Raw genomic sequence first — 21,385 nt, 5'->3', positions numbered from 1 at the left:
CGTCGTCTTACAGCTCGGCGGCGAGGCGCGAGCCCTGGTTGATGGCGCGCTTGGCATCCAGCTCGGCCGCCACGTCGGCGCCACCGATCAGGTGCACGTTCTGGCCGGCCGCAACCAGGCCGTCCTGCAGTTCGCGCAGCGGGTCTTGCCCGGCGCAGATGACGATATTGTCGACCGCCAGCACCTGCGGCTCGCCCTCGGCACCGATGCGGATATGCAGGCCCTGGTCATCGATCTTCAGGTACTCGACGCTGTTGAGCATCTGCACCTGCTTGTTCTTCAGGCCAGTACGGTGGATCCAGCCGGTGGTCTTGCCGAGGCCATCGCCGACTTTGGAAGTCTTGCGCTGCAGCAGGAACACTTCACGCGCCGGGGCATGCGGTTGCGGCTTGATACCGGCCACACCGCCACGCGCCTGCAACTGGGTGTCGATGCCCCACTCCTTCCAGAATGCTTCGCGGTCCAGGCTGGTGGACACGCCCTGGTGCACGAGGAATTCCGACACATCGAAACCGATACCGCCGGCGCCGATCACCGCCACGCGCTTGCCGACCGGCTTGCGCTCAAGGATCACGTCCAGGTAGCTCAACACCTTGGCGTTGTCGATGCCGGGGATCGCCGGTGTGCGCGGCGCGATGCCAGTCGCGAGGATGATCTCGTCATAACCGCCCGCCGCCAGTTGCGCGACATCCACGCGGGTGTTGAGGCACAGCTCGACGTGGGTGGTATGCAATTTGCGCTTGAAGTAGCGCAGGGTTTCGAAGAACTCTTCCTTGCCGGGCACGCGCTTGGCGATATTGAACTGGCCGCCGATCTCGCTGGCCGAGTCGAACAATGTCACCTGATGGCCGCGCTCGGCAGCCACGGTGGCTGCCGCCAGGCCCGCAGGACCGGCGCCGACCACGGCGATCTTCTTGATCTGCTTGACCGGCAGGTAGTTCAGCTCGGTTTCGTAGCAGGCGCGCGGGTTGACCAGGCAGGTGGTCAGCTTGCCGCCAAAGGTGTGGTCCAGACAGGCCTGGTTGCAGCCGATGCAGGTGTTGATTTCGTCCGCGCGCCCGGCGGCAGCCTTGTTGACGAACTCCGGATCGGCCAGGAACGGCCGCGCCATCGAGACCATGTCGGCATCGCCCTCAGCGAGGATCTGCTCGGCAATCTCCGGCGTGTTGATACGGTTGGTGGTGATCAGCGGAATCTGCACCGCTCCGCGCAGCTTGGCGGTGACTTTGCTGAACGCGCCACGCGGCACCTTGGTGGCGATAGTCGGGATACGCGCTTCGTGCCAGCCGATACCGGTGTTGATAATGCTCGCACCGGCCTGTTCGATGGCCTTGGCCAACTGCACGATTTCTTCCCAGGTGCTGCCGCCTTCAACCAGGTCGAGCATCGACAGGCGGAAGATAATAATGAAGTTCGGGCCGACGGCTTCACGTACGCGGCGCACAATCTCCACCGCCAGGCGCATGCGGTTTTCGTAGCTGCCGCCCCAACGGTCGGTACGCTGGTTGGTGTGCGCGGCGAGGAACTGGTTGATGAAGTAGCCTTCAGACCCCATGATTTCCACGCCGTCGTACTCGGCAACCTGGGCCAGCAGCGAGCAGGTGACAAAATCCTGGATCTGCTTCTCGATGCCCTCCTCGTCCAGCTCCTTGGGCTTGAACGGGTTGATCGGCGCCTGGATCGCGCTGGGCGCCACCTGCTTGGGGCTGTAGGCGTAACGGCCGGCGTGGAGGATCTGCATGCAGATCTTGCCGCCCGCCTCGTGCACGGCCTTCGTCACGATCTTGTGCTTCTGCGCCTCTTCGTCGGTGGTCAGCTTGGCCGCGCCGGCATACACCCCGCCTTCATCGTTCGGGCCAATGCCGCCGGTGACCATCAGGCCGACGCCGCCACGCGCACGCTCGGCAAAATAAGCGGCCATGCGTTCGAAGCCGCCGGGCTTTTCTTCCAGGCCAGTGTGCATCGAGCCCATCAGGGTGCGATTGCGCAAGGTGGTAAAACCCAGGTCCAACGGGGCCAGCAGGTGCGGGTAGGCAGCAGCGGTCATGGTACAGCTCCACAACGGATCATCACGGGACGTGGCGCACTCGAACGGTGTGCCATCGGTTTATGTCCCACAGACTAAGAGCCCGCCCGCCGGCGCTCAATGACTGAAACTGACAAGTTATTGATCCAAATGCACAGCGCCCCTTGGCAAGCGGGTGCATGGGCCCTACCCTAGTCGGCGAACCCCGCACTCGGTCTGTTGTCTGTTGCCCCATGCGTAAACTTTTAGCTTTTACCGTCACCATGGCCCTGGTTGCCGCCATCGCCGCGTATCTGGTCTGGACCCAGGAGCGCCCCGTGGCGCATTACCTGTCGGACCTGCGCATCACCCTCGCCGTCAACGAAGGCCTGCCTGCCGACCGCGGCAACTTGCTGGGCATCCAGCCTGAGCTGTTTCCCGCCGACTACCAGAGCCTGGAACGCCTGCACCTGAAGCTCGCGGCCTACCTGCAAAAAGCCCGTGACCAGGGGCTGATCAACGACAAGACCATCGTGGTGCTGCCGGAACACATCGGCACGTGGCTGATGCTCACCGGCGAAAAGAACGAGGTGTATCAGGCCCTGCACGTGAAGGATGCGATGAACTGGCTGTCCGTCAGCAACCCCGTGCTGTTCCTGCGCGCCTGGATCAGCGCCACCGGCGACAGCCGCACCGACGACGCCTACCTGCGCATGAAGGCCAAGGGCATGGCCCGCGACTATCAGTTGCTGTTCGGCGGCCTGGCCAAGGAATTTGGCGTGACCCTGGTGGCCGGCTCCATCACCCTGCCCAACCCCAGTGTCAGCCAGGGACAACTGCAAATCGGCTCGGGGGCGCTCTATAACGCCAGCGTGGTCTTCAATGCTGACGGCTTGCCGCTCGGCGATCCGCAGCGCCAGCTCTACCCGATCTACGATGAACGCGGTTTTATCCAACCGGGTGACGAAAACGTCGTCAGCGTGGTCGACACCCCGGCCGGCCGCCTGGGTGTGCTGGTCGGCAGTGACAGCTGGTACCCGGACAACTACCGCAAGCTCAACGAGCAAGGCGCGCAACTGATCGCGGTGCCCGCCTTTGTGCTTGGCCGCGATACCTGGGATCGCCCATGGCGCGGCTTCAAAAGCGTGTCGACGCCGACCGAAATCAGCCTCAAGCCCGAAGAGCTCAGCGAAGGTGAGGCGTGGCGTCGCCTCACGCTGATCAGCCAGTCGCCCGTCAGCCACGCCACGGCCGGCATGAGTGTATTCCTGCGCGGGCAGTTCTGGGACCTGGGCACCGCCGGCCACAGCTTTCTCAGCAACAACGGGCAGATCAACGCCGACGGCGAGGCCCGTGGCGCACGCCTGTTGAATATCTGGCTGTGAAACCGGTCCGGCTGGGGGATCTGTCGGTGGGCTTCGTGCACACCCTGGCAGACGCCATCCACAGTCACGGCCTCGACCCCCAGCCGCTGCTGCTGCAATACGGCCTGGACCCGGCGCGTCTCGCCGAGGCCGGCGCACGCTTGTCGATCCCACGCTACATGCGCCTGGGCCACGCGGCCATCCAGCTCACCGGCGACCCCGCCCTGGGCCTGCGCATGGGCCAGCTCAGCCGCCTGAGCCAGGCCGGGCTGGCCGGGGTCACCGCCGCCCAGGCGCCCAACGTGCGCGAGGCCGCCCGCACGCTGACACGCTTCGAGGCGTTGTACGGCTCCAACTATCGCGGGCAATCGAGCTTTCACGAAGACGCCGAAGGCGCTTGGCTGCGCTTCTATTCCATCAGCCCGTACAACGCCTATAACCGCTTTGTGGTGGACTCGATCATCGCCGGCTGGCTGCACCAATTGTCGGGCCTGGCCCAGCAACCGGTGCAGGCGCAGAAGGTCGAGATCGAATTCGAAGCGCCCGACTACAGCGAGCAATACAGCATGCTGGGCGATAGCCCGATCCAGTTTGGGGCCGAGGTCAATCAATTGCGCTTGAGCCAACCGACCCTGGCGCTGCGCAATCCACAGCACTGCCCGAGCACCTGGCAACTGTTGCTGCAATTGTGTGAACGCGAACTGGAGCAGTTGACCCGCACCCGCAGCCTGCGCGAGCGCATTACCCGTTTGCTCGGGCCGATGCTCAATGGCGGCCGGGAACCCGACCTGGAAGAAGTGGCGGCACGCTTGAAGCTGCCAACCTGGACGCTGCGCCGTAAACTGGCCGAAGAAGGCACTCAGTTTCGCGCGATTCTCAACGATACCCGTCGCGATTTGGCCATGACCTACATTCGCGATACGGAACTGGCGTTCGGCGAAATCGCCTACTTGCTCGGCTTTGCCTCGGCCCAGGCGTTTCAACGCGCCTTCAGGCGGTGGAACAACCAGACCCCAGGGGAATTTCGCCGCAGTCAGCGGCATTCCGCCTGAAGTCGGTCTTACAGCTCTGTTGCATCGTCTGCGGGTTCCAGCGGGTCCAACTCAATCGCGTGGTACTCGAGCAGTTCTTCCTGGTAATCGTCCATCGTGGACTCCTTGTTTGATTGAAAAGCGGCTGCAGATAAATGACCTGCACTACCAGCCTAAAGTGCCGTGATGACGAAAAAAAGTCGATGCGATGACGTTCCTGCACGTGCAGATTAAACGTAGCAGCGTCGGGCTGATTTAGCACCTCGCCGTTGAGGTGCGATTGCAATCATTGCAAATGCAATCATATTTCCAGTAGGGTACGAGCCTCTGTTGCCAGGAGCCTTGCCCCATGCCCGTCTCTACCGCCAACGCCGCGCAGCTGTGCATCAACGCGCTGACCACGACCGAACATGCGCGCAGCTCACCGCTGTATGCCGTGATGACCATGGCCAACACCCTGGAATTGAGTCGCCAGGCCTGGGTGATCCGTGGCCAGTCGCGCTCCCGGCGCGTGAGTAATTGGCCGAGTTGGTTCGCGCGCAACACCGGGGAAAAGCCGCTGTTGTACCTGCACAGCGCCATGTCATCGGCGCAGCTGAGTGCGCTGTCGGACGAGACCGCGCAGCGCGGCATCTTGTGCAACGACATCGAGAACCAGCCCTCGCCCTGGCCCCGGGGCGCGCAGCCTTCGCTGCCGTTGTGGCTGGCCACCAACCCGCGCTGCACCCCGTATGACCCGGCCTCGGGCGACGAAGCGCGGGCGATTGTGCTGGCGGGGTTGCGCGCGTTGTACGTCGACGGCCAGCCGGGGTTCTATTACCTGGCCCTGCACGACCATGAAAGCGCGGTGCCGATGGCGGAGCAGGCGCGTGAGGATGCGCTCAAGGGCATGTACCCGATCCGGCGTGAAGGCGCGGATGTGCGCCTGCTCGGCGCGGGCCATGCACTGGAAGCGGTGGTGCAGGCGGCGCGCCTGCTGGAGCAGGACTGGAACATCAGCGCACAGCTCTGGAGTTGCCCCAGCTACACACGCCTGGCCCGCGAGGCAGCGGCCGCTGAACGCTGGAATCGTCTGCATCCGGGCTCGCCCAAACGCAGCTGTCACTTGCGTGATTGCCTGGCGGGAAGTCGCGCACCGGTGGTTGCCGTCACCGGCTATCCGCAAGCGATCGTCGATCAGTTAAGGGCGCATGTGGATGCACGCTTCGTGGCGTTGGGCGCGGGGTCGGTGCAGGCGGCGGCGCCGAGTCAGTATTGGATAGTGGTATCGGCGCTGAGGGCGTTGGCGGATGAGGGGCGGATCGACGCGCTGCACGTACAGGCCGCGATGAACCGCTATGCATTGAAATGCGCTTGACGGCAGGCCGGCACCTACACGGTTTCTTCGTGGGGCTTCAGGTTTTGCGGCGACTGCGGGTCTGGACGCCCGCGTCCATCGCCAGCCCGGCAGTGCGTTCCAGTGCGTCGGCGAAGGCCTGGCGCTGCTCCGGCTCGATCTGCGACAGGAATAACTCGTCCACCGTGCTTTCGTAGATCGTCCACATTTTTTTGCGCAGCACCCGGCCGGCGTCGGTGATCGAGGCAAACGCCGCGCGGCCATCACCGTCGGAGCGCGAACGCAGCACCAGGCCGTCCTTTTCCAGGCGGTCCACCAGGCGAGTGAGGTTGTAGCGCTCGATGGCCAGCACGTCGGCCAATTCGTGCATGCGGCGGGTACCGTCGGGGCCGCTTTCCAGGCCCCACAGCGCGTCGTACCAGGCATAGGGCGGCAGGTCGGCCGCGGCCAGGCGGCGCTCGATTTCACGGATGACCGTCCTGTGGGCCCTGACAAAGCGGAACCAGACATCAGGCTCTTTCGACGACATGCAACACCATCCGGGGAATTTCAAGAAGGTTGCAATAGTAGCTCATCCCGCGCTAGATTCGGTCATGTAGTTGCAATTGCAATTACTTTTGACGGCACTCCCACAAGGAGACCGCCACTTGAAATCCGCCTACCCTGGAGCCTCCCATGACCCCGAACAACGCAGTCCGCCGCGATGACGATCCACAGGAAACCCGCGAGTGGCTGGAGTCCATCGAATCGGTGCTGTCCACCGAAGGCCGCCCGCGCGCCCACTACCTGATCGATCAATTGCTGGATTTCGACGTGGCGCGGCATGGCGACTTCTACGGGCGCGTTACCACGCCCTACGTCAACACCATCCCGGTGGACCGCCAGTTGCCCTACCCCGGCAACCTCGCCATTGAGCGACGCACCAATGCGTTTATCCGCTGGAACGCCATGGCCATGGTGTTGCGTGCAGGCAAACACTCAGGTGTGGGTGGGCATATCGCAACTTATGCGTCAGCCGCCGTGCTGTACGACGTAGGCTTTGACCACTTCTTCCGTGGCCGTACCGACACCTTCGACGGCGACCTCGTGTATATCCAGGGCCATTCCTCACCGGGCATCTACGGGCGCGCTTACCTCGAAGGCCGTATCAGCGAAGCCCAGCTGGACAATTTCCGCCGCGAGGCCGGTGGCGACGGTATTTCGTCCTACCCTCACCCGCGGCTGATGCCGGACTTCTGGCAATTCCCCACCGTGTCCATGGGCCTTGGGCCGATCACTTCGGCCTACCAGGCGCGCTTCATGCGCTACCTGGAACTGCGTGGCCTCAAGCAGCACCAGGGCCGCAAGGTGTGGGCATTCCTCGGTGATGGCGAAATGGACCAGCCGGAATCCCTGGCCGCCATCTCCCTGGCCGGTCGCGAGAAACTCGACAACCTGATCTTCGTGGTCAACTGCAACCTGCAGCGCCTCGACGGCCCCGTGCGTGGCAATGCCAAGGTGATCCAGGAGTTCGAAAGCCTGTACCGCGCCGCCGGCTGGAACGTGATCAAGGTGATCTGGGGCGGCGGCTGGGACGCGCTGCTGGAAAAAGACCAGAGCGGCCTGCTGCGCCAACGCATGATGGAATGCGTGGACGGCGACTATCAGAACTACAAGTCGCAGAACGGTGCCTACGTGCGCGAACACTTCTTCGGCAAATACCCGGAGTTGCTCGCACTGGTTGCGGATATGTCCGACGACGAAATCTGGAAACTCTCACGCGGCGGCCATGACCCGGACAAGGTCTACAACGCCTATGCGGCAGCCGTTCGCCACACGGGACGCCCGACGGTGATCCTGGCGAAAACCGTCAAGGGCTTCGGTATGGGCGAAGCCGGCGAAGGCCAGAACATCAACCACCAGCTGAAAAAAATGGGCGCAGACGCCGTCAAGGCTTTCCGTGACCGTTTCGACCTGGACGTGGCTGACGATCAACTCGACGCAATCCCCTACCTCAAGCCTGCCGCCGACAGCGAGGAAGCACGCTACTTCGCGGCACGGCGCCAGGCGTTGGGCGGCTACGTGCCAGCGCGGCACGCGGCGGTCCAAGCGTTGCAGATCCCCGAACTGAGCGCCTTCGCCACCCAACTCAAGGACACCGGTGACCGCGCGATCTCCACCACCATGGCTTTCGTGCGCATCCTCGGCACCCTGCTCAAGGACCCGCACCTGGGCAAGCTGGTCGTGCCCATCGTGCCGGACGAGTCACGGACCTTTGGCATGGAAAGCCTGTTCCGCCAGATCGGCATCCACTCGGCCGTCGGCCAGCTCTACACGCCACAGGACGCCGGGCAACTGAGCTACTACAAGGAGAGCAAGGACGGACAGATCATGCAGGAAGGCCTGAATGAATCCGGCGCTATTTCCTCATGGATCGCGGCGAGTACGTCCTACAGCAACCACGGCCTGATGACCGTGCCGTTCTATATTTTCTATTCGATGTTCGGCTTCCAGCGCGTCGGTGACCTGGCGTGGGCTGCTGGCGATGCACGGGCACGCGGCTTCCTGCTCGGCGCCACGGCCGGGCGCACCACGCTGATGGGTGAAGGCTTGCAGCATGACGATGGCCACAGCCACATCCTGTCCTCGGTGATTCCGTGCTGCGTGTCCTACGACCCGACCTTTGCCTACGAGCTGGCGGTGATTATTCGCGAAGGCATGCGGCGCATGTACGTCGAACAGGAGGACATTTACTACTACATCACCCTGCTCAACGAAAACTACCCGCACCCGGCGATGCCGGACGGAGTGGAAGACGGCATTCTAAAAGGCATGTACCGCCTCAGCGGTGACCCCAAAGCCCAGGTGCAACTGATGGGCAGTGGTTCGATCCTGCGCGAGGTCATCGCCGCCGCCGCCCTGCTCGCCGAGGATTTCGGCGTGCAGAGCGCCGTGTGGAGCGTGACCAGCCTCACCGAATTGCGCCGTGACGGGCACGCGGTTGAACGCTGGAACCTGCTGCATCCGGACAGTGAGCCGCGCGTGAGTTACGTCGAGCAATGCCTGCAAGCGCACACGGGGCCCGTGGTGGTCGCAACGGACTACATGAAGTTGTTCGCCGATCAGATCCGCCCGTTCGTACCCGCTCGACGCTTTGTCGCGCTGGGCACCGATGGCTTCGGACAATCGGACACCCGGGAAACGTTGCGCGCATTCTTTGAGGTGGACCGGCACTTCATCGCGCTGGCGGCCCTCAAGGCGCTGGCGGATGACGGCGTGATCGGTCGGGACAAGGTCAGTGAAGCGATCAAACGCTACGGGATCAACGTCGACAAGGTCGATCCCGTAGCCGTTTGAGTTACTGCGCGGGCGTCGGCAGAGGGGGAATCGCCTCTGTCGGCGGCGGCAGGTCGGGGGTAGTCGCTGCGGGTGCAGGTTCGGCCTGCGGCGCAATCGGTGCAGCCTCGGGAGCCGGCACCACCGGCTCAGAGGCCGCTGGCGCAGCCGGTTCTTCCTTCGGCGCCTCGACCTTTTCGGCGGCTGGCGGTGTCTTGGGTTCCGGCACTCCGAGGTCAGCCTTGGGCTTCTCGGGAATATGCTCGGCCTTCTTCACTTCCTGCGGCAGGAACACGTCCACCAGCGCAAAGTAACGGTCGTAGAACTTCGGCGCAGAGACTGTCTCGCTCGCGACCTTGACCATCGAGTCATCGGTGGAGCCAATTGGCATCGACACCGACCCCAACACTCCCACACCCAGGCTCGCGGAGTTGTTGACCTTCTTCAGCGCATAGCGATCCTGCAAGGCATTGGCGAACATCGTCGAGTGGTTGTTGCCTTTGCCATCATCGGCGCACACCACGTTGAAGCTGATCTGCAGATGGGTCTCACCGGTCTGCTGGAAGCTCTTGTTGCCGACCACCAGTTTCGGATCGTTGCTGGTGATGATGTAGCCCTGGCTCAGCAAGGCCCGGCGTGCGGCTTCGCAAGCCGCTACATCGGTGACCGGATAATCCCGGGAAAACGTACCGGAGTCGTCGAAATTCTCATGTTCATAAATAGCGGTCTTGGGTGACGAGCAGCCCGCGGCGCCCGCCAACACCAGCGCCAACCCGAGGCTACGCAAGTGAAATGATGTCGACATTGAAAATCCTGAGGAAAACAGTCCGGGCGGTATTGTGCAACAGAACGCGTGCTTGGCGCGCGCATTCCTGTCGGTAAAACGTCACAGGCCTACACGACAGCTGCCGTGGGAAAAAGCCCGGCGCACATATGATCAATAAACACGCGTAATTTCGCCGAGGCATGGCGACTTGATGGCCATAGCATCCAGAAACTGCCCCGGTGTTCGAGGTAGTCATCCAGCACCCGTTGTAAACGTCCCTGCGCCACGGCCTGGTTGACCATGTAGTCCGGCAGGCAGGCTATGCCCAGGCCCTCGTGCACCACATGGTTGAGCGACTCGATGGTGGTGCTGACCAACGGTGTACGCAAGGTCGGCTCTCCAGTGCCCGGCGCAAGGCGCAGCGGCCAGTGCTCGAGTTTACCGGTGGCGCAGAACTTGTGGCGCAGGCAAGCATGTTCGCTCAGGTGGTGGGGCTGCAGCGGCGTGCCATGCTGCTGGAAGTAAGCCGGGGTGCCCACCAGCACCAATTGGTAATGCCCCAGGTGGCGCGCCATCAAGCGCGAATCTTCCGGCTTGCCGGTGCGAATCACCGCATCGAACCCTTCCTCGATCACGTCCACCATGCGGTCGGAAAAATCCACATCCAGCTCTATGTCCGGATAAGCGCGCATGAAGTCGCTGAGCACCGGCATCAGCAGGCCCCGCACTTGCGGCACGCTGATGCGCAGCTTGCCGCGGGGCGTTGCGCTGACCTCGGTCAGCTCGCGCTCGGCGGCCTCCACCTCGGCAAGAATGCGCCGTGATCGCTCTAGAAACAGCGAGCCTTCGCTGGTCAAGGTGATACTGCGGGTGCTGCGATGAAACAGCCGCACGCCGAGGCGTTCCTCCATGCGTGCAATGCTTTTGCCCACCGCTGAAGAGGACACCCCCAGCACGCGACCGGCGGCGGTGAAACTGCGCGTTTCCGCCACCTGCACGAAAACCGAGAGGCTGCCCAAGCTGTCCATGATCACGCCCTTTTTGATTACGGACGCCTGAGTCCGATAAGTTCGGAACCTTAGCCTGTTTTTCCGACGTGCACAGCCCCCTACTCTGGCGCCTTGCCCTTTTGCATGGATAGAGTTTGATGACCGCACTCACCGATTCCCCACCCGTTACCCAGCGTGACGCACTGCCGCTCGGCGGTTTGCTCGCATTGGCCTCGGCAGGCTTTATCACCATCCTCACCGAAGCCATGCCCGCCGGGCTCCTGCCGCAGATGGGCGAAGGCCTCGGCGTGTCGCCCGCGCTGGTCGGCCAATTGGTCACGCTCTACGCCTTGGGCTCGTTGCTGGCGGCCATCCCGCTCACGCTGCTGACTCGCGGCTGGCGGCGACGGCCATTGCTGCTGATTGCCATCGGCGGCTTTGCCCTGGTCAACAGCGTGACCGCGCTCTCCAGCCATTACGGACTGACGCTGGTAGCGCGTTTTTTTGCCGGGGTCTTCGCCGGGCTGCTCTGGGCACTGCTGGCCGGTTATGCCAGCCGGATGGTTGCCCCGCACCTGCAAGGCCGAGCGATCGCGATCGCGATGCTCGGCGCACCGTTGGCCCTGTCCCTGGGCGTACCGGCCGGTACCCTGCTCGGCACGCTGGTCGGCTGGCGTCTGAGTTTTGCGATCATGACCGGGCTGACACTGGTGTTGCTGGTCTGGGCGCGCTGGCAGCTTCCGGACTTTGCCGGCCAACCCGCACAGCAGCGCCTGGGTCTGCGCCAGGTACTCAGGTTACCCGGCATTCGTCCGGTGCTGTGGGTGACCTTTACCTACGTGCTGGCCCACAACATTCTCTACACCTACATCGCCCCACTGTTGGTGCCGGCCGGGATTACCGCCGACGTCGACCGCGTGCTGCTGGTGTTTGGCTTGGCCGCATTGCTGAGCATCTGGCTGGCTGGGGTGCTGATTGACCAGTGGTTGCGCACACTGCTGCTGATCAGTTGTGCGCTGTTTGGCCTGCTCGCCGTGGCCCTGGCATTCTGGATCAACGTCCCCGCCGTCATCTATGTCGCAGTGGCCTTATGGGGCCTGGCGTTCGGCGGACTGCCGGCCTTGCTGCAGACCGCACTCGCGAAGTCAGCGGGAGCGTCGGCGGACGCTGCGCAATCGATGCTGGTGACCGTGTGGAACCTCGGCATAGCCGGCGGCGGCCTGGCCGGCGGCGTATTGCTGCAGGGCTGGGGCGTCTCGGCCTTTGCCTGGGCGGTGGTACTGCTGATGCTGCTGGCCCTGGCCGGCGCCTTAAAGGCTGCGCCCCAGCAACTGGCCCGGCCAACCCTCCAGGTTGAAGGTTGAGATTCGCGTATAGCCGCACGACTCATAAAAACCCACCAGGTCACCTGTGCCGCCGGCGTAGCAGTCCACCCGCAGGCGCGTGACACCGGCTGCGCGCGCCTGGTCATCGGCGAATGCCAACAGGCGCCGCCCCAGGCCGCGTACACGGGGGTCGCGCGCGGCGATCAACAATCGCACATACACCTCCGGCTCGGTCGCCGCTGGCACATAAGGCATCGGCTCGCCCAGCACCAGTGCAGCCAGGATCTGCCCCGTCGGGGCCTCTACCACCCAGGCACCCGGCAGTGCGCAGGCTTGCGACACTTGCGCGACTCGACGGGGCGAGGCCGACCAGGGCTCAGTGCCCCATTGATGGTTATTGCCCAGGCGTGCAAACCACTCAATCACCTCGTCAAACACCTGCAGCACCGCGGGAACATCCGCCTCAGTGGCGCGACGGATCACCCAGCCTTCCTGTTCCTGAATCAACACGCGTGAACCTCCTTGCTCGACGATTGCGAACCCCCAGTCTAGCGCACATAAAAAAGCCCCCGGTCATTGCTGGCCGGGGGCTTTCTTATTCAAACCGCCATCAGTACTTCTTGATGTCGGCCTTGGTTTCCAACTGCTTGCGGTACGCCGCGAAGTCCTGCTGGCCGACACGGGAAGCGAGGAAGCGGCGGTATTGCGCTTTTTCTTCGTCCGATGGGGCTGCGGCTTCATTGACGCCGTTCAAGCGCACGATCACCAGGCTACCGTCAGCCAGGGTCACGGTGGTAAAGGTCGGCTTGTCCTTGGCCGCAGGCTTGGGCATGCGGAACAGGGCTTGCAGCACGGCCGGGTCAATCGCTTCCTGGCTACGGGTAGCCGCTTCAGTGACTTTCCAGGCCTGACCATCGATCGGTTGGTTCAACGGGGTCTTGCCATCACGCAGGCTGGCGATCAACTCGTCGGCATGCGTCTTGGCAGCGGCGCTGGCGCGCTCCTTGATCATCTGTGCACGGATCGGCGCAGCAACGCTTTCCAGCGGCAGTTGCGCAGGTTTGCGGTGCTCTTTGGCACGCAGCACGATGATGGTTTCCGGGTCGAGTTCGATGGCGCTGCTGTTGGCACCTTCATCCAGGACTTCCGGGCTGAACGCAGCGGTGACCACGGCACGGTTGGCCGCAACGCCTTCGCCACCTTCACGGCCAAACGGCGCGGAGGTGTGCACGGTCAGCTTCAGGTCGGACGCTGGCTGGGCCAGGTCAGAGGCTTCGAATGCCGCATCTTCCAATTGCTTGGTCGCTTCGACAAAACGCTGCTCGACCTGCTGGGTCTTGAGCTCGCGGGTCAGCTTGTCCTTCAGGCTGGCGAACGTCGGTACTTGCGGTGCTTCAACGCCCAACAACTTGATCAAGTGCCAACCGAAGGTGCTGCGCACCGGCGCCGAGACCTGGTCCTTGTTCAACGCGTACAAGGCGGTTTCGAAGTCCGGGTCGTAGACGCCGGGGCCGGCAAAGCCGAGGTCGCCGCCATTGTTGGCCGAACCTGGATCCTGGGAGTACTCCTTTGCCAGGGCTTCGAACGACTCGCCCTTGGCCAGGCGCGCCTGGATTTCCTCGATCTTGGCCTTGGCTTGCGCGTCGGTGACCTTGTCGTTGACTTCAATCAGGATGTGCGCCGCACGACGCTGTTCAGCGAGGTTGGCGGTTTCTTTCTGATAGGCCGCCTGCAACTCCTCGTCCTTGACCGCAACCTGGTCGAAGAAGGACGACTTCTTCAACTCCAGATAGTCGATGACCACCTGGTCCGGGGTCATGAACTCCTTGGCGTGCTGGTCGTAGTAAGCCTTGACCTCGTCGTCGGTGAGTTTCACCGCGCCAGGGTTGGCCTTGATGTTGACGGTGGCGAAATCGCGGGTCTGCTTCTCCAGACGGGCAAAAGCGTTCACCTCGGCGTCGGTCACGAAACCGCTGCCGGCGATGCCTGCGCGAACCTGGCCGATGAGCATTTCCTGGGTCAGCATCTGACGGAACTGCAGTCGGCTATAGCCCAGTTGACGAATCACCTGGTCAAAGCGTTCGGCACTGAACTTGCCGTCCACCTGGAATTCCGGTGTCTGCAGGATGACCTGGTCCAGTGCTGCTTCAGAGAAGCCGAACTTGGAATCAGCCGCGCCTTGCAGCAGCAGCTTGCGATCGATCAGACCCTTGAGGGCGGCGTCGCGCAGCAGTTTTTCGTCGAGCAGCGAAGCATCGAAATCCTTGCCCAGCTGTTGCATCAGTTGGCGACGTTGCATGTCGACAGCCTGGCTCAGTTCGGTCTGGGTGATTTCTTCACCGTTGACCTTGGCCACGTCCTGCTTGGTGTTGGTCGAAGCCTGAAAAATAGCCTCGATACCGGTGAACGCCATCAAAGCGACGATGATCCCGATAATGGTCTTGGCAATCCAGCCTTGTGAATTGTCCCTGATATTTTGCAGCATGCGTCCCCCAGAAACGGTTGAACTTCAAAAATTGGCAACCGTGGAGCGTGGGTAGAGTCCGGATAGAAGAAAGGCGCATCCGAGGATGCGCCTTCTCGTAACTGGCGGAGCGGACGGGGGTTTGAACCCACACCCCCGGCGTGGCGACCCGATGGATACGTGGGTCAGCTGCCGCTCCGCTGCCAGGCCAGACCTGCGTCCGACCCGGGTAGGCAAAGGCTTGATCGAAGCTTAGTTAACGGCTTCTTTCAGGGCTTTACCGGCTTTGAAACCTGGTTTCTTGGCAGCAGCGATTTGCAGTGCTTTGCCAGTCTGTGGGTTACGGCCAGTGCGAGCTGGGCGGTCAGTCACAGAGAAAGTACCGAAGCCTACCAGTACTACGGAGTCGCCGGCCTTCAGAGCGCCAGTGACGGATTCGATTACTGCATCCAGCGCACGGCCAGCAGCAGCTTTCGGGATATCAGCGGATGCAGCGATAGCATCAATCAGTTCCGACTTGTTCACTCTAAGTCCCCTTATATATCTATTGAGTATGATTCTAAGTTTTTTGGTGAAAGCAAAAACCAGTGCTGAATGGCCTACAGACACTTAAGAGCCGCTTTATAACAAGGGCTCTAAAAAGCTGTCAAGGAAGCCCCCAGGCTTCAACACATTAATGCGTGCTAATTCTTTCCTTGGAATCAGACTCGCGCTTTTCGTCCTTAGCGACTATCTCCGGAGCCACATCCGGCAAGGGCTCCGGCGCGTATTGCAGCGCAATTTGCAGGACCTCGTCAATCCATTTAACCGGTTTAATCTGAAGATCCTGCTTGATGTTGTCAGGAATTTCCTTCAGATCGCGAACATTCTCTTCAGGAATGATCACGGTCTTGATTCCACCCCGGTGCGCAGCGAGTAATTTCTCTTTCAAACCACCGATAGCCAATACCTGGCCACGCAGGGTAATTTCCCCGGTCATGGCGACATCGGCGCGCACCGGAATACCGGTCAATGCCGACACCAGGGCCGTGCACATGCCTACGCCTGCGCTAGGGCCGTCTTTGGGCGTAGCCCCTTCCGGCATGTGGATGTGGGTGTCGTGCTTCTCGTGGAAGTCCAGGGGGATCCCCAGGCTCCTTGCGCGGCTGCGCACCACGGTCTGCGCGGCGGTAATCGATTCGACCATCACATCACCCAGCGAACCGGTCTTGATCAACTGGCCCTTGCCCGGGATCACTGCAGCTTCGATGGTCAGCAATTCGCCGCCCACCTGGGTCCACGCCAGGCCAGTCACCTGCCCTACCTGGTCCTGCTGCTCGGCCAGGCCGTAGCGGAATTTACGCACGCCCAGGAAGTGCTCCAGGGAGTCGGCCGTGACCTTCACCGAGAAGCGTTTTTCCAGCGCATGTTCCTTGACTGCCTTGCGGCAGATCTTCGCGATCTGGCGCTCAAGGCCGCGCACACCGGCCTCGCGAGTGTAGTAACGAACGATGTCGCGGATCGTCTCGACCTCGAATTCGATCTCGCCCTTCTTCAGGCCGTTGGCCGAAATCTGCTTGGGCGCGAGGTATTTGACGGCGATGTTGATCTTCTCGTCTTCGGTGTAACCCGGCAGACGAATCACCTCCATCCGGTCCAGCAGCGCTGGCGGGATATTCATCGAGTTGGAGGTGCACAGGAACATCACGTCGGAGAGGTCGTAGTCGACTTCCAGGTAATGGTCGTTGAAATTGTGGTTCTGCTCGGGGTCGAGCACTTCGAGCAATGCCGAGGCCGGATCGCCGCGCATGTCGCTGCCCATCTTGTCGATTTCATCGAGCAGGAACAGCGGGTTGCGCACGCCCACTTTCGTCATCTTTTGAATCAATCTTCCTGGCATCGAACCGATGTAGGTACGGCGATGACCACGGATTTCCGCTTCGTCACGCACGCCACCGAGGGCCATGCGCACGAATTTACGGTTGGTGGCATTGGCAATGGACTCGGCCAGGGAGGTTTTACCCACACCAGGCGGCCCTACCAGGCACAGCACCGGGCCACGAATCTTCTTCACGCGCTTTTGCACGGCGAGGTATTCGAGGATGCGCTCTTTGACTTCTTCGAGGCCGTAGTGGTCGGCATCCAGGATGTCCTCGGCGCGCGCCAGGTCCAGGCGTACCTTGGTCTGAGCCTTCCACGGCACTTGCACCAGCCAGTCGATGTAGGAGCGAACCACAGTGGCTTCGGCGGACATCGGCGACATTTGCTTGAGCTTGTTCAGCTCGGCATTGGCCTTGGTCAGCGCGTCTTTCGGCAGGCCGGCGGCATCGATACGCTTTTTCAGCTCTTCGATTTCGTTGTGGCCTTCCTCACTGTCGCCGAGCTCCTTCTGAATGGCCTTCATCTGCTCATTCAGGTAGTACTCGCGCTGGCTGCGCTCCATTTGTTTCTTCACGCGACCGCGGATGCGCTTCTCAACCTGCAGCAGGTCGATTTCGGCATCCAGCAGCGCCAGCACGTGTTCGACACGGGCCGGCAGGTCGATGATTTCGAGGATGTCCTGCTTCTGCTCGATCTTCAGCGCCATGTGCGCAGCCATGGTGTCGACCAGGCGGCTTGGCTCATCGATGCTGTTAAGCGAAGACAGCACTTCAGCCGGGACTTTCTTGCCCAGCTGCACATACTGCTCGAACTGCGAGAGCAGGCTGCGGACAAAGACTTCGGATTCGCGCTCAGGGGCTTCGACTTCGTCGATCAGCGCCACTTCGGCGCGCAGGTGGCCGTCCACCTCCATGAAGCGCTCGACCGCACCGCGCTGCTCGCCTTCGACCAGCACTTTGACGGTGCCATCGGGCAGTTTGAGCAGTTGCAGTACGGTGGCAATGGTACCGACGCGATACAGGGCATCTTCGCCTGGATCATCATCGGCAGGATTTCTCTGGGCCAACAGCAGGATCTGCTTGTCGCCCGTCATCGCGGCCTCGAGGGCTTCGATAGACTTCTCGCGCCCCACGAACAGCGGGATAACCATGTGCGGATAGACGACGACATCACGCAACGGCAGGAGAGGCAATTCGATGGTTGTCTTCATGATTTCGCCTCTATGACAGTTGAAAAGTAAGCTTGAAACCAAGATGGGGGCTGCGTGTAAAAAAAACAAGCTCAATGCTGGCAGTTACACGCAGTAAAAATCTTCATGAAAAACAAAGGGGCCCCTAAAGGCCCCTTGTTTGTACCGAAACTGCGAAACGCTTACGCGTCTGGCGCAGCCTTGGCAGCCGGCTCACTGTTTTCGTAGATATACAGTGGCTTGGACTTGCCTTCTATAACGCTTTCATCGATCACCACTTTACTCACCTCGGACTGCGAGGGGATTTCGTACATGGTGTCGAGCAACACGCCTTCGAGAATCGAGCGCAGGCCACGTGCACCGGTCTTGCGCTCCAGTGCCCGCTTGGCCACCGATTTGAGCGCGTCGGTACGGAACTCGAGGTCTACACCTTCCATTTCGAACAGCTTCGCGTATTGCTTGGTCAGGGCGTTCTTCGGCTCGGTGAGGATCTGAATCAGGGCAGCCTCATCCAGCTCGTCCAACGTGGCCAGGACCGGCAGACGGCCGACGAATTCCGGGATCAGACCGAACTTGACCAGATCGTCAGGCTCGACTTCACGCAGGGACTCGCCGACTTTCTTGCCTTCTTCCTTGCTGCGCACTTCTGCACTGAAACCGATACCGCCACGGGTGGAACGCTGCTGGATAACTTTCTCCAGACCCGAGAACGCACCGCCACAGATGAACAGGATGTTGCGCGTATCAACCTGAAGGAATTCCTGCTGCGGATGCTTGCGGCCGCCTTGTGGCGGTACGGAAGCGACCGTGCCTTCAATCAGTTTCAACAGGGCCTGCTGCACGCCTTCACCGGAAACATCCCGGGTGATCGACGGGTTGTCGGACTTGCGCGAGATCTTGTCGATTTCGTCGATGTAGACAATACCCATCTGGGCTTTCTCTACGTCGTAGTCACATTTCTGCAGCAGTTTCTGAATGATGTTCTCGACGTCCTCACCCACGTAGCCAGCCTCGGTGAGGGTGGTTGCGTCGGCGATGGTGAACGGAACGTTCAGCAGGCGAGCGAGGGTTTCTGCAAGCAGGGTCTTACCCGAGCCTGTAGGACCGATCAGCAAGATGTTGCTCTTGCCGAGTTCGACTTCGTCGCCTTTCTTGTCACGCTGGTTCAAGCGCTTGTAGTGGTTGTACACCGCTACGGCCAAAACCTTCTTTGCACGCTCTTGACCGATGACATACTGGTCAAGGATGCCGCTGATTTCTTTAGGCGAAGGCAATTTATGCGCGCTGCTTTCGGCCTGTGCTTCCTGCACCTCCTCACGGATGATGTCATTGCACAGGTCGACGCACTCGTCGCAGATAAAGACCGAGGGGCCGGCAATCAATTTGCGTACTTCATGCTGGCTTTTGCCACAGAAGGAGCAATAGAGCAGCTTGCCGTTGTCCTCGCCGTTGCGGGTGTCAGTCATTCGTTCGATCCAAATCCGATAGGCTTGCAACACAAGATGAAGGCTTATGCGGGCTTTTTCAAGCCCGCCGATGATCGGACATGCCGACCAGCCCTATTTTGAGCGGCTTATATTAAGCGGGGCGCTTTTCGATCACTGCGTCGATCAACCCGTAATCACGCGCGACTTCGGCGCTCATGAAGTTGTCGCGGTTGGTGTCGCGCTCGATTTCTTCCAGGGTGCGCCCGCTGTGCTTGGCCATCAGCGTGTTGAGACGCTCGCGGATGAAGAGGATTTCCTTGGCGTGGATTTCGATGTCCGACGCCTGGCCCTGGAAACCGCCCAGTGGCTGGTGAATCATCACGCGCGAGTTCGGCAGGCAGAAACGCTTGCCGTGGGCCCCTGCGGTGAGCAGGAACGCGCCCATGCTGCAGGCCTGGCCGATGCAAGTGGTCGATACATTCGGCTTGATGAACTGCATGGTGTCGTAGATCGACATGCCCGCCGTCACCGAACCGCCAGGTGAGTTGATGTAGAGATGGATGTCCTTGTCCGGGTTTTCCGCTTCAAGGAACAGCAGTTGCGCACAGATCAGGTTGGCCATGTAGTCCTCTACCGGGCCCACCAGAAAGATCACTCGCTCCTTGAGCAGGCGCGAGTAGATGTCGTAGGCGCGTTCGCCACGAGCGGACTGCTCGACAACCATCGGGACCAGGCCGCCTGCGGCCTGGATATCAGAGTTCTGCTGAATATAGGAATTACGGAACATGCTCTGCAGTTACTCCCAAATAGTCATGTCTTGAAAACGCATAAGCCAGCGCGAGGCTGGCTTATGGTTGAATTTCCAACGAGTTGGACAATCAGTCGGCTTGTGCTGCTTCCGCCGGTTTGACTGCTTCTTCGTAAGAGACCGCTTTGTCGGTCACCTTAGCCTTCTGCAGAACAGTATCCACAACTTGTTCTTCCAGCACAACCGAACGTACTTCGTTCAGCTGCTGGTCGTTCTTGTAGTACCAAGCCACGACCTGCTCAGGTTCCTGGTAGGCCGAAGCCATTTCCTGGATCATTTCACGAACGCGATCTTCGTCAGGCTTGAGGTCGAACTGCTTGACCACTTCAGCCACGATCAGGCCCAGCACGACGCGGCGCTTGGCTTGTTCTTCGAACAGCTCGGCCGGCAGTTGGTCAGGCTTGATGTTGCCACCGAACTGCTGCACAGCTTGCACGCGCAGGCGGTCCACTTCGTTGGACAGCAGGGCCTTAGGCACTTCGATCGGGTTGGCGGCCAGCAGACCGTCCATGACCTGGTTCTTAACCTTGGACTTGATGGCCTGGCGCAGCTCGCGCTCCATGTTCTTGCGAACTTCGGTGCGGAAGCCTTCGATGCCGGTTTCCTTGATACCGAATTGAGCGAAGAATTCTTCGTTCAGTTCTGGCAGCTTAGGCTCGGAAACGCTGTTGACGGTCACGGTGAACTCGGCGGCTTTGCCAGCCAGGTCCAGGTTCTGGTAGTCAGCCGGGAAAGTCAGGTTCAGAACGCGCTCTTCGCCCGCCTTCGCGCCAACCAGGCCGTCTTCGAAGCCAGGGATCATGCGGTTGGAACCCAGCACCAGCTGAGTACCCTTGGCGGAGCCGCCAGCGAACACTTCGCCGTCAACCTTGCCAACGAAATCGATGTTCAACTGGTCTTCGTTCTGGGCGGCACGGTCGACCACTTCGAAACGGGTGTTCTGCTTGCGCAGGATTTCCAGCATGTTGTCCAGGTCGGAATCAGCTACTTCAGCGCTCAGGCGCTCGATAGCGATACCTTCGAAACCTGCCACTTCAAACTCTGGGAACACTTCGAATACGGCAACGTATTCCAGGTCCTTGCCCGCTTCCAGGGACTTCGGCTCGATCGAAGGCGAGCCAGCCGGGTTCAGCTTTTGCTCGACAACTGCTTCATAGAAGGAAGCCTGGATCACGTCGCCTACCGCTTCCTGACGCGCATCAGCACCAAAACGGCGCTTGATTTCGCTCATTGGCACTTTGCCTGGACGGAAACCAGCGATCTTGGCCTTTTGGGCAGTCTGCTGCAGACGCTTGTTGACCGCAGTCTCGATACGCTCTGCCGGCACGGTGATGCTCAGGCGGCGCTCGAGAGCAGTAGTATTTTCAACAGAAACTTGCATGGATATTCCTCGTTGCACAGACGTTAGCCGGCCATTTCCGACCCCAATCAAGGGCATGCATTCTAGTGGGTCAAACTCAAGAAGTCACCCTACTGAGAATACGCCCGGAAACAGCCGGCAATTTA

16 protein-coding genes are annotated in these 21,385 nt (G+C 61.1%); 5 read left to right on the top strand and 11 right to left on the bottom strand.

Annotated features, from left to right (window positions below; translation table 11 throughout):
- Window positions 1-7 precede the first annotated feature (7 nt).
- Complete coding sequence (locus NTD80_RS15340; RefSeq protein WP_262134193.1) at window positions 8-2,047, bottom strand: NADPH-dependent 2,4-dienoyl-CoA reductase; 2,040 nt, start codon at window positions 2,045-2,047, stop codon at window positions 8-10.
- A gap of 212 nt (window positions 2,048-2,259) precedes the next feature.
- Here NTD80_RS15340 and NTD80_RS15335 point away from each other — a divergent pair, with 212 nt between their 5' ends.
- The 3 genes from NTD80_RS15335 to NTD80_RS15325 all read left to right on the top strand — a co-directional run bounded on the left by NTD80_RS15335 (window position 2,260) and on the right by NTD80_RS15325 (window position 5,757).
- The gene (locus tag NTD80_RS15335) at window positions 2,260-3,390 is read left to right on the top strand and encodes a carbon-nitrogen hydrolase family protein (RefSeq protein ID WP_065901143.1); all 1,131 of its coding nucleotides are present in this window, start codon (window positions 2,260-2,262) and stop codon (window positions 3,388-3,390) included.
- Complete coding sequence (locus tag NTD80_RS15330) at window positions 3,387-4,421, top strand: AraC family transcriptional regulator (RefSeq protein ID WP_065901145.1); 1,035 nt, start codon at window positions 3,387-3,389, stop codon at window positions 4,419-4,421. Before NTD80_RS15335 ends, NTD80_RS15330 begins: the two co-directional genes overlap by 4 nt.
- 328 nt (window positions 4,422-4,749) lie before the next feature.
- Complete coding sequence (locus NTD80_RS15325; RefSeq protein ID WP_262134192.1) at window positions 4,750-5,757, top strand: transketolase-like TK C-terminal-containing protein; 1,008 nt, start codon at window positions 4,750-4,752, stop codon at window positions 5,755-5,757.
- 37 nt (window positions 5,758-5,794) lie between these two features.
- Here NTD80_RS15325 and NTD80_RS15320 read toward each other — a convergent pair whose 3' ends face one another.
- Window positions 5,795-6,265 (bottom strand): MarR family winged helix-turn-helix transcriptional regulator, encoded by a 471-nt coding sequence (locus NTD80_RS15320; RefSeq protein ID WP_065901148.1) that lies wholly within the window; start codon window positions 6,263-6,265, stop codon window positions 5,795-5,797.
- Between the two features lie 146 nt (window positions 6,266-6,411).
- On the opposite strand from NTD80_RS15320, the gene aceE reads away from it, so the two are divergent.
- Window positions 6,412-9,072: a pyruvate dehydrogenase (acetyl-transferring), homodimeric type gene (gene aceE / locus NTD80_RS15315; RefSeq protein WP_262134191.1), complete on the top strand. Its 2,661-nt coding sequence runs from the start codon at window positions 6,412-6,414 to the stop codon at window positions 9,070-9,072.
- Between the two features lies 1 nt (window position 9,073).
- Here the strand turns inward: aceE and NTD80_RS15310 are convergent, their stop codons facing one another.
- Together NTD80_RS15310 and NTD80_RS15305 are read right to left on the bottom strand one after the other, a co-directional pair.
- On the bottom strand, window positions 9,074-9,856 hold the full coding sequence (locus NTD80_RS15310) for a DUF2242 domain-containing protein (protein WP_106803351.1): 783 nt from the start codon (window positions 9,854-9,856) through the stop codon (window positions 9,074-9,076).
- An 89-nt stretch (window positions 9,857-9,945) separates the two neighbouring features.
- The gene (locus tag NTD80_RS15305) at window positions 9,946-10,845 is read right to left on the bottom strand and encodes a LysR substrate-binding domain-containing protein (RefSeq protein ID WP_262134190.1); all 900 of its coding nucleotides are present in this window, start codon (window positions 10,843-10,845) and stop codon (window positions 9,946-9,948) included.
- Between the two features lie 119 nt (window positions 10,846-10,964).
- Here NTD80_RS15305 and NTD80_RS15300 point away from each other — a divergent pair, with 119 nt between their 5' ends.
- Window positions 10,965-12,170 carry an MFS transporter gene (locus NTD80_RS15300; protein ID WP_262134189.1) on the top strand — a complete coding sequence of 402 codons (1,206 nt, stop codon included), beginning with the start codon at window positions 10,965-10,967 and terminating at the stop codon, window positions 12,168-12,170.
- On the opposite strand, the gene NTD80_RS15295 is transcribed toward NTD80_RS15300, so the two are convergent.
- The 7 genes from NTD80_RS15295 to tig all read right to left on the bottom strand — a co-directional run bounded on the left by NTD80_RS15295 (window position 12,117) and on the right by tig (window position 21,260).
- Window positions 12,117-12,641 (bottom strand): GNAT family N-acetyltransferase, encoded by a 525-nt coding sequence (locus NTD80_RS15295; RefSeq protein ID WP_262134188.1) that lies wholly within the window; start codon window positions 12,639-12,641, stop codon window positions 12,117-12,119. The two genes, NTD80_RS15300 and NTD80_RS15295, sit on opposite strands and share 54 nt — an antisense overlap.
- A 100-nt stretch (window positions 12,642-12,741) precedes the next feature.
- Window positions 12,742-14,616 (bottom strand): SurA N-terminal domain-containing protein, encoded by a 1,875-nt coding sequence (locus tag NTD80_RS15290; RefSeq protein WP_262134187.1) that lies wholly within the window; start codon window positions 14,614-14,616, stop codon window positions 12,742-12,744.
- A gap of 231 nt (window positions 14,617-14,847) precedes the next feature.
- Window positions 14,848-15,120, bottom strand: a complete 273-nt coding sequence (locus tag NTD80_RS15285) for an HU family DNA-binding protein (RefSeq protein ID WP_003174819.1) — start codon at window positions 15,118-15,120, stop codon at window positions 14,848-14,850.
- Between the two features lie 148 nt (window positions 15,121-15,268).
- Window positions 15,269-17,665 (bottom strand): endopeptidase La, encoded by a 2,397-nt coding sequence (lon, locus tag NTD80_RS15280; protein ID WP_065901165.1) that lies wholly within the window; start codon window positions 17,663-17,665, stop codon window positions 15,269-15,271.
- 161 nt (window positions 17,666-17,826) lie between these two features.
- Window positions 17,827-19,110: an ATP-dependent Clp protease ATP-binding subunit ClpX gene (clpX, locus tag NTD80_RS15275; RefSeq protein WP_010209414.1), complete on the bottom strand. Its 1,284-nt coding sequence runs from the start codon at window positions 19,108-19,110 to the stop codon at window positions 17,827-17,829.
- Between the two features lie 112 nt (window positions 19,111-19,222).
- Window positions 19,223-19,858, bottom strand: a complete 636-nt coding sequence (clpP, locus tag NTD80_RS15270) for an ATP-dependent Clp endopeptidase proteolytic subunit ClpP (protein WP_065901167.1) — start codon at window positions 19,856-19,858, stop codon at window positions 19,223-19,225.
- Between the two features lie 91 nt (window positions 19,859-19,949).
- Window positions 19,950-21,260: a trigger factor gene (gene tig, locus NTD80_RS15265; RefSeq protein ID WP_065901169.1), complete on the bottom strand. Its 1,311-nt coding sequence runs from the start codon at window positions 21,258-21,260 to the stop codon at window positions 19,950-19,952.
- Window positions 21,261-21,385: the final 125 nt, after the last annotated feature.

Source organism: Pseudomonas sp. 13B_2.1_Bac1 (assembly GCF_025466155.1).
In the GTDB taxonomy this organism is placed as follows: Bacteria; Pseudomonadota; Gammaproteobacteria; order Pseudomonadales; family Pseudomonadaceae; genus Aquipseudomonas; species Aquipseudomonas aylmerensis.
This window is presented reverse-complemented; position numbering and strand designations above follow the sequence as displayed.

Excerpts from the sequence above, each read along its gene's own strand:
- NTD80_RS15340 (WP_262134193.1), bottom strand. The coding sequence starts at position 2,047 with ATGACCGCTGCTGCCTACCCGCACCTGCTGGCCCCGTTGGACCTGGGT.
- NTD80_RS15335 (WP_065901143.1), top strand. The coding sequence starts at position 2,260 with ATGCGTAAACTTTTAGCTTTTACCGTCACCATGGCCCTGGTTGCCGCC.
- NTD80_RS15325 (WP_262134192.1), top strand. The coding sequence starts at position 4,750 with ATGCCCGTCTCTACCGCCAACGCCGCGCAGCTGTGCATCAACGCGCTG.
- NTD80_RS15320 (WP_065901148.1), bottom strand. The coding sequence starts at position 6,265 with ATGTCGTCGAAAGAGCCTGATGTCTGGTTCCGCTTTGTCAGGGCCCAC.
- aceE (WP_262134191.1), top strand. The coding sequence starts at position 6,412 with ATGACCCCGAACAACGCAGTCCGCCGCGATGACGATCCACAGGAAACC.
- NTD80_RS15310 (WP_106803351.1), bottom strand. The coding sequence starts at position 9,856 with ATGTCGACATCATTTCACTTGCGTAGCCTCGGGTTGGCGCTGGTGTTG.
- NTD80_RS15305 (WP_262134190.1), bottom strand. The coding sequence starts at position 10,845 with ATGGACAGCTTGGGCAGCCTCTCGGTTTTCGTGCAGGTGGCGGAAACG.
- NTD80_RS15300 (WP_262134189.1), top strand. The coding sequence starts at position 10,965 with ATGACCGCACTCACCGATTCCCCACCCGTTACCCAGCGTGACGCACTG.
- NTD80_RS15290 (WP_262134187.1), bottom strand. The coding sequence starts at position 14,616 with ATGCTGCAAAATATCAGGGACAATTCACAAGGCTGGATTGCCAAGACC.
- lon (WP_065901165.1), bottom strand. The coding sequence starts at position 17,665 with ATGAAGACAACCATCGAATTGCCTCTCCTGCCGTTGCGTGATGTCGTC.
- clpX (WP_010209414.1), bottom strand. The coding sequence starts at position 19,110 with ATGACTGACACCCGCAACGGCGAGGACAACGGCAAGCTGCTCTATTGC.
- clpP (WP_065901167.1), bottom strand. The coding sequence starts at position 19,858 with ATGTTCCGTAATTCCTATATTCAGCAGAACTCTGATATCCAGGCCGCA.
- tig (WP_065901169.1), bottom strand. The coding sequence starts at position 21,260 with ATGCAAGTTTCTGTTGAAAATACTACTGCTCTCGAGCGCCGCCTGAGC.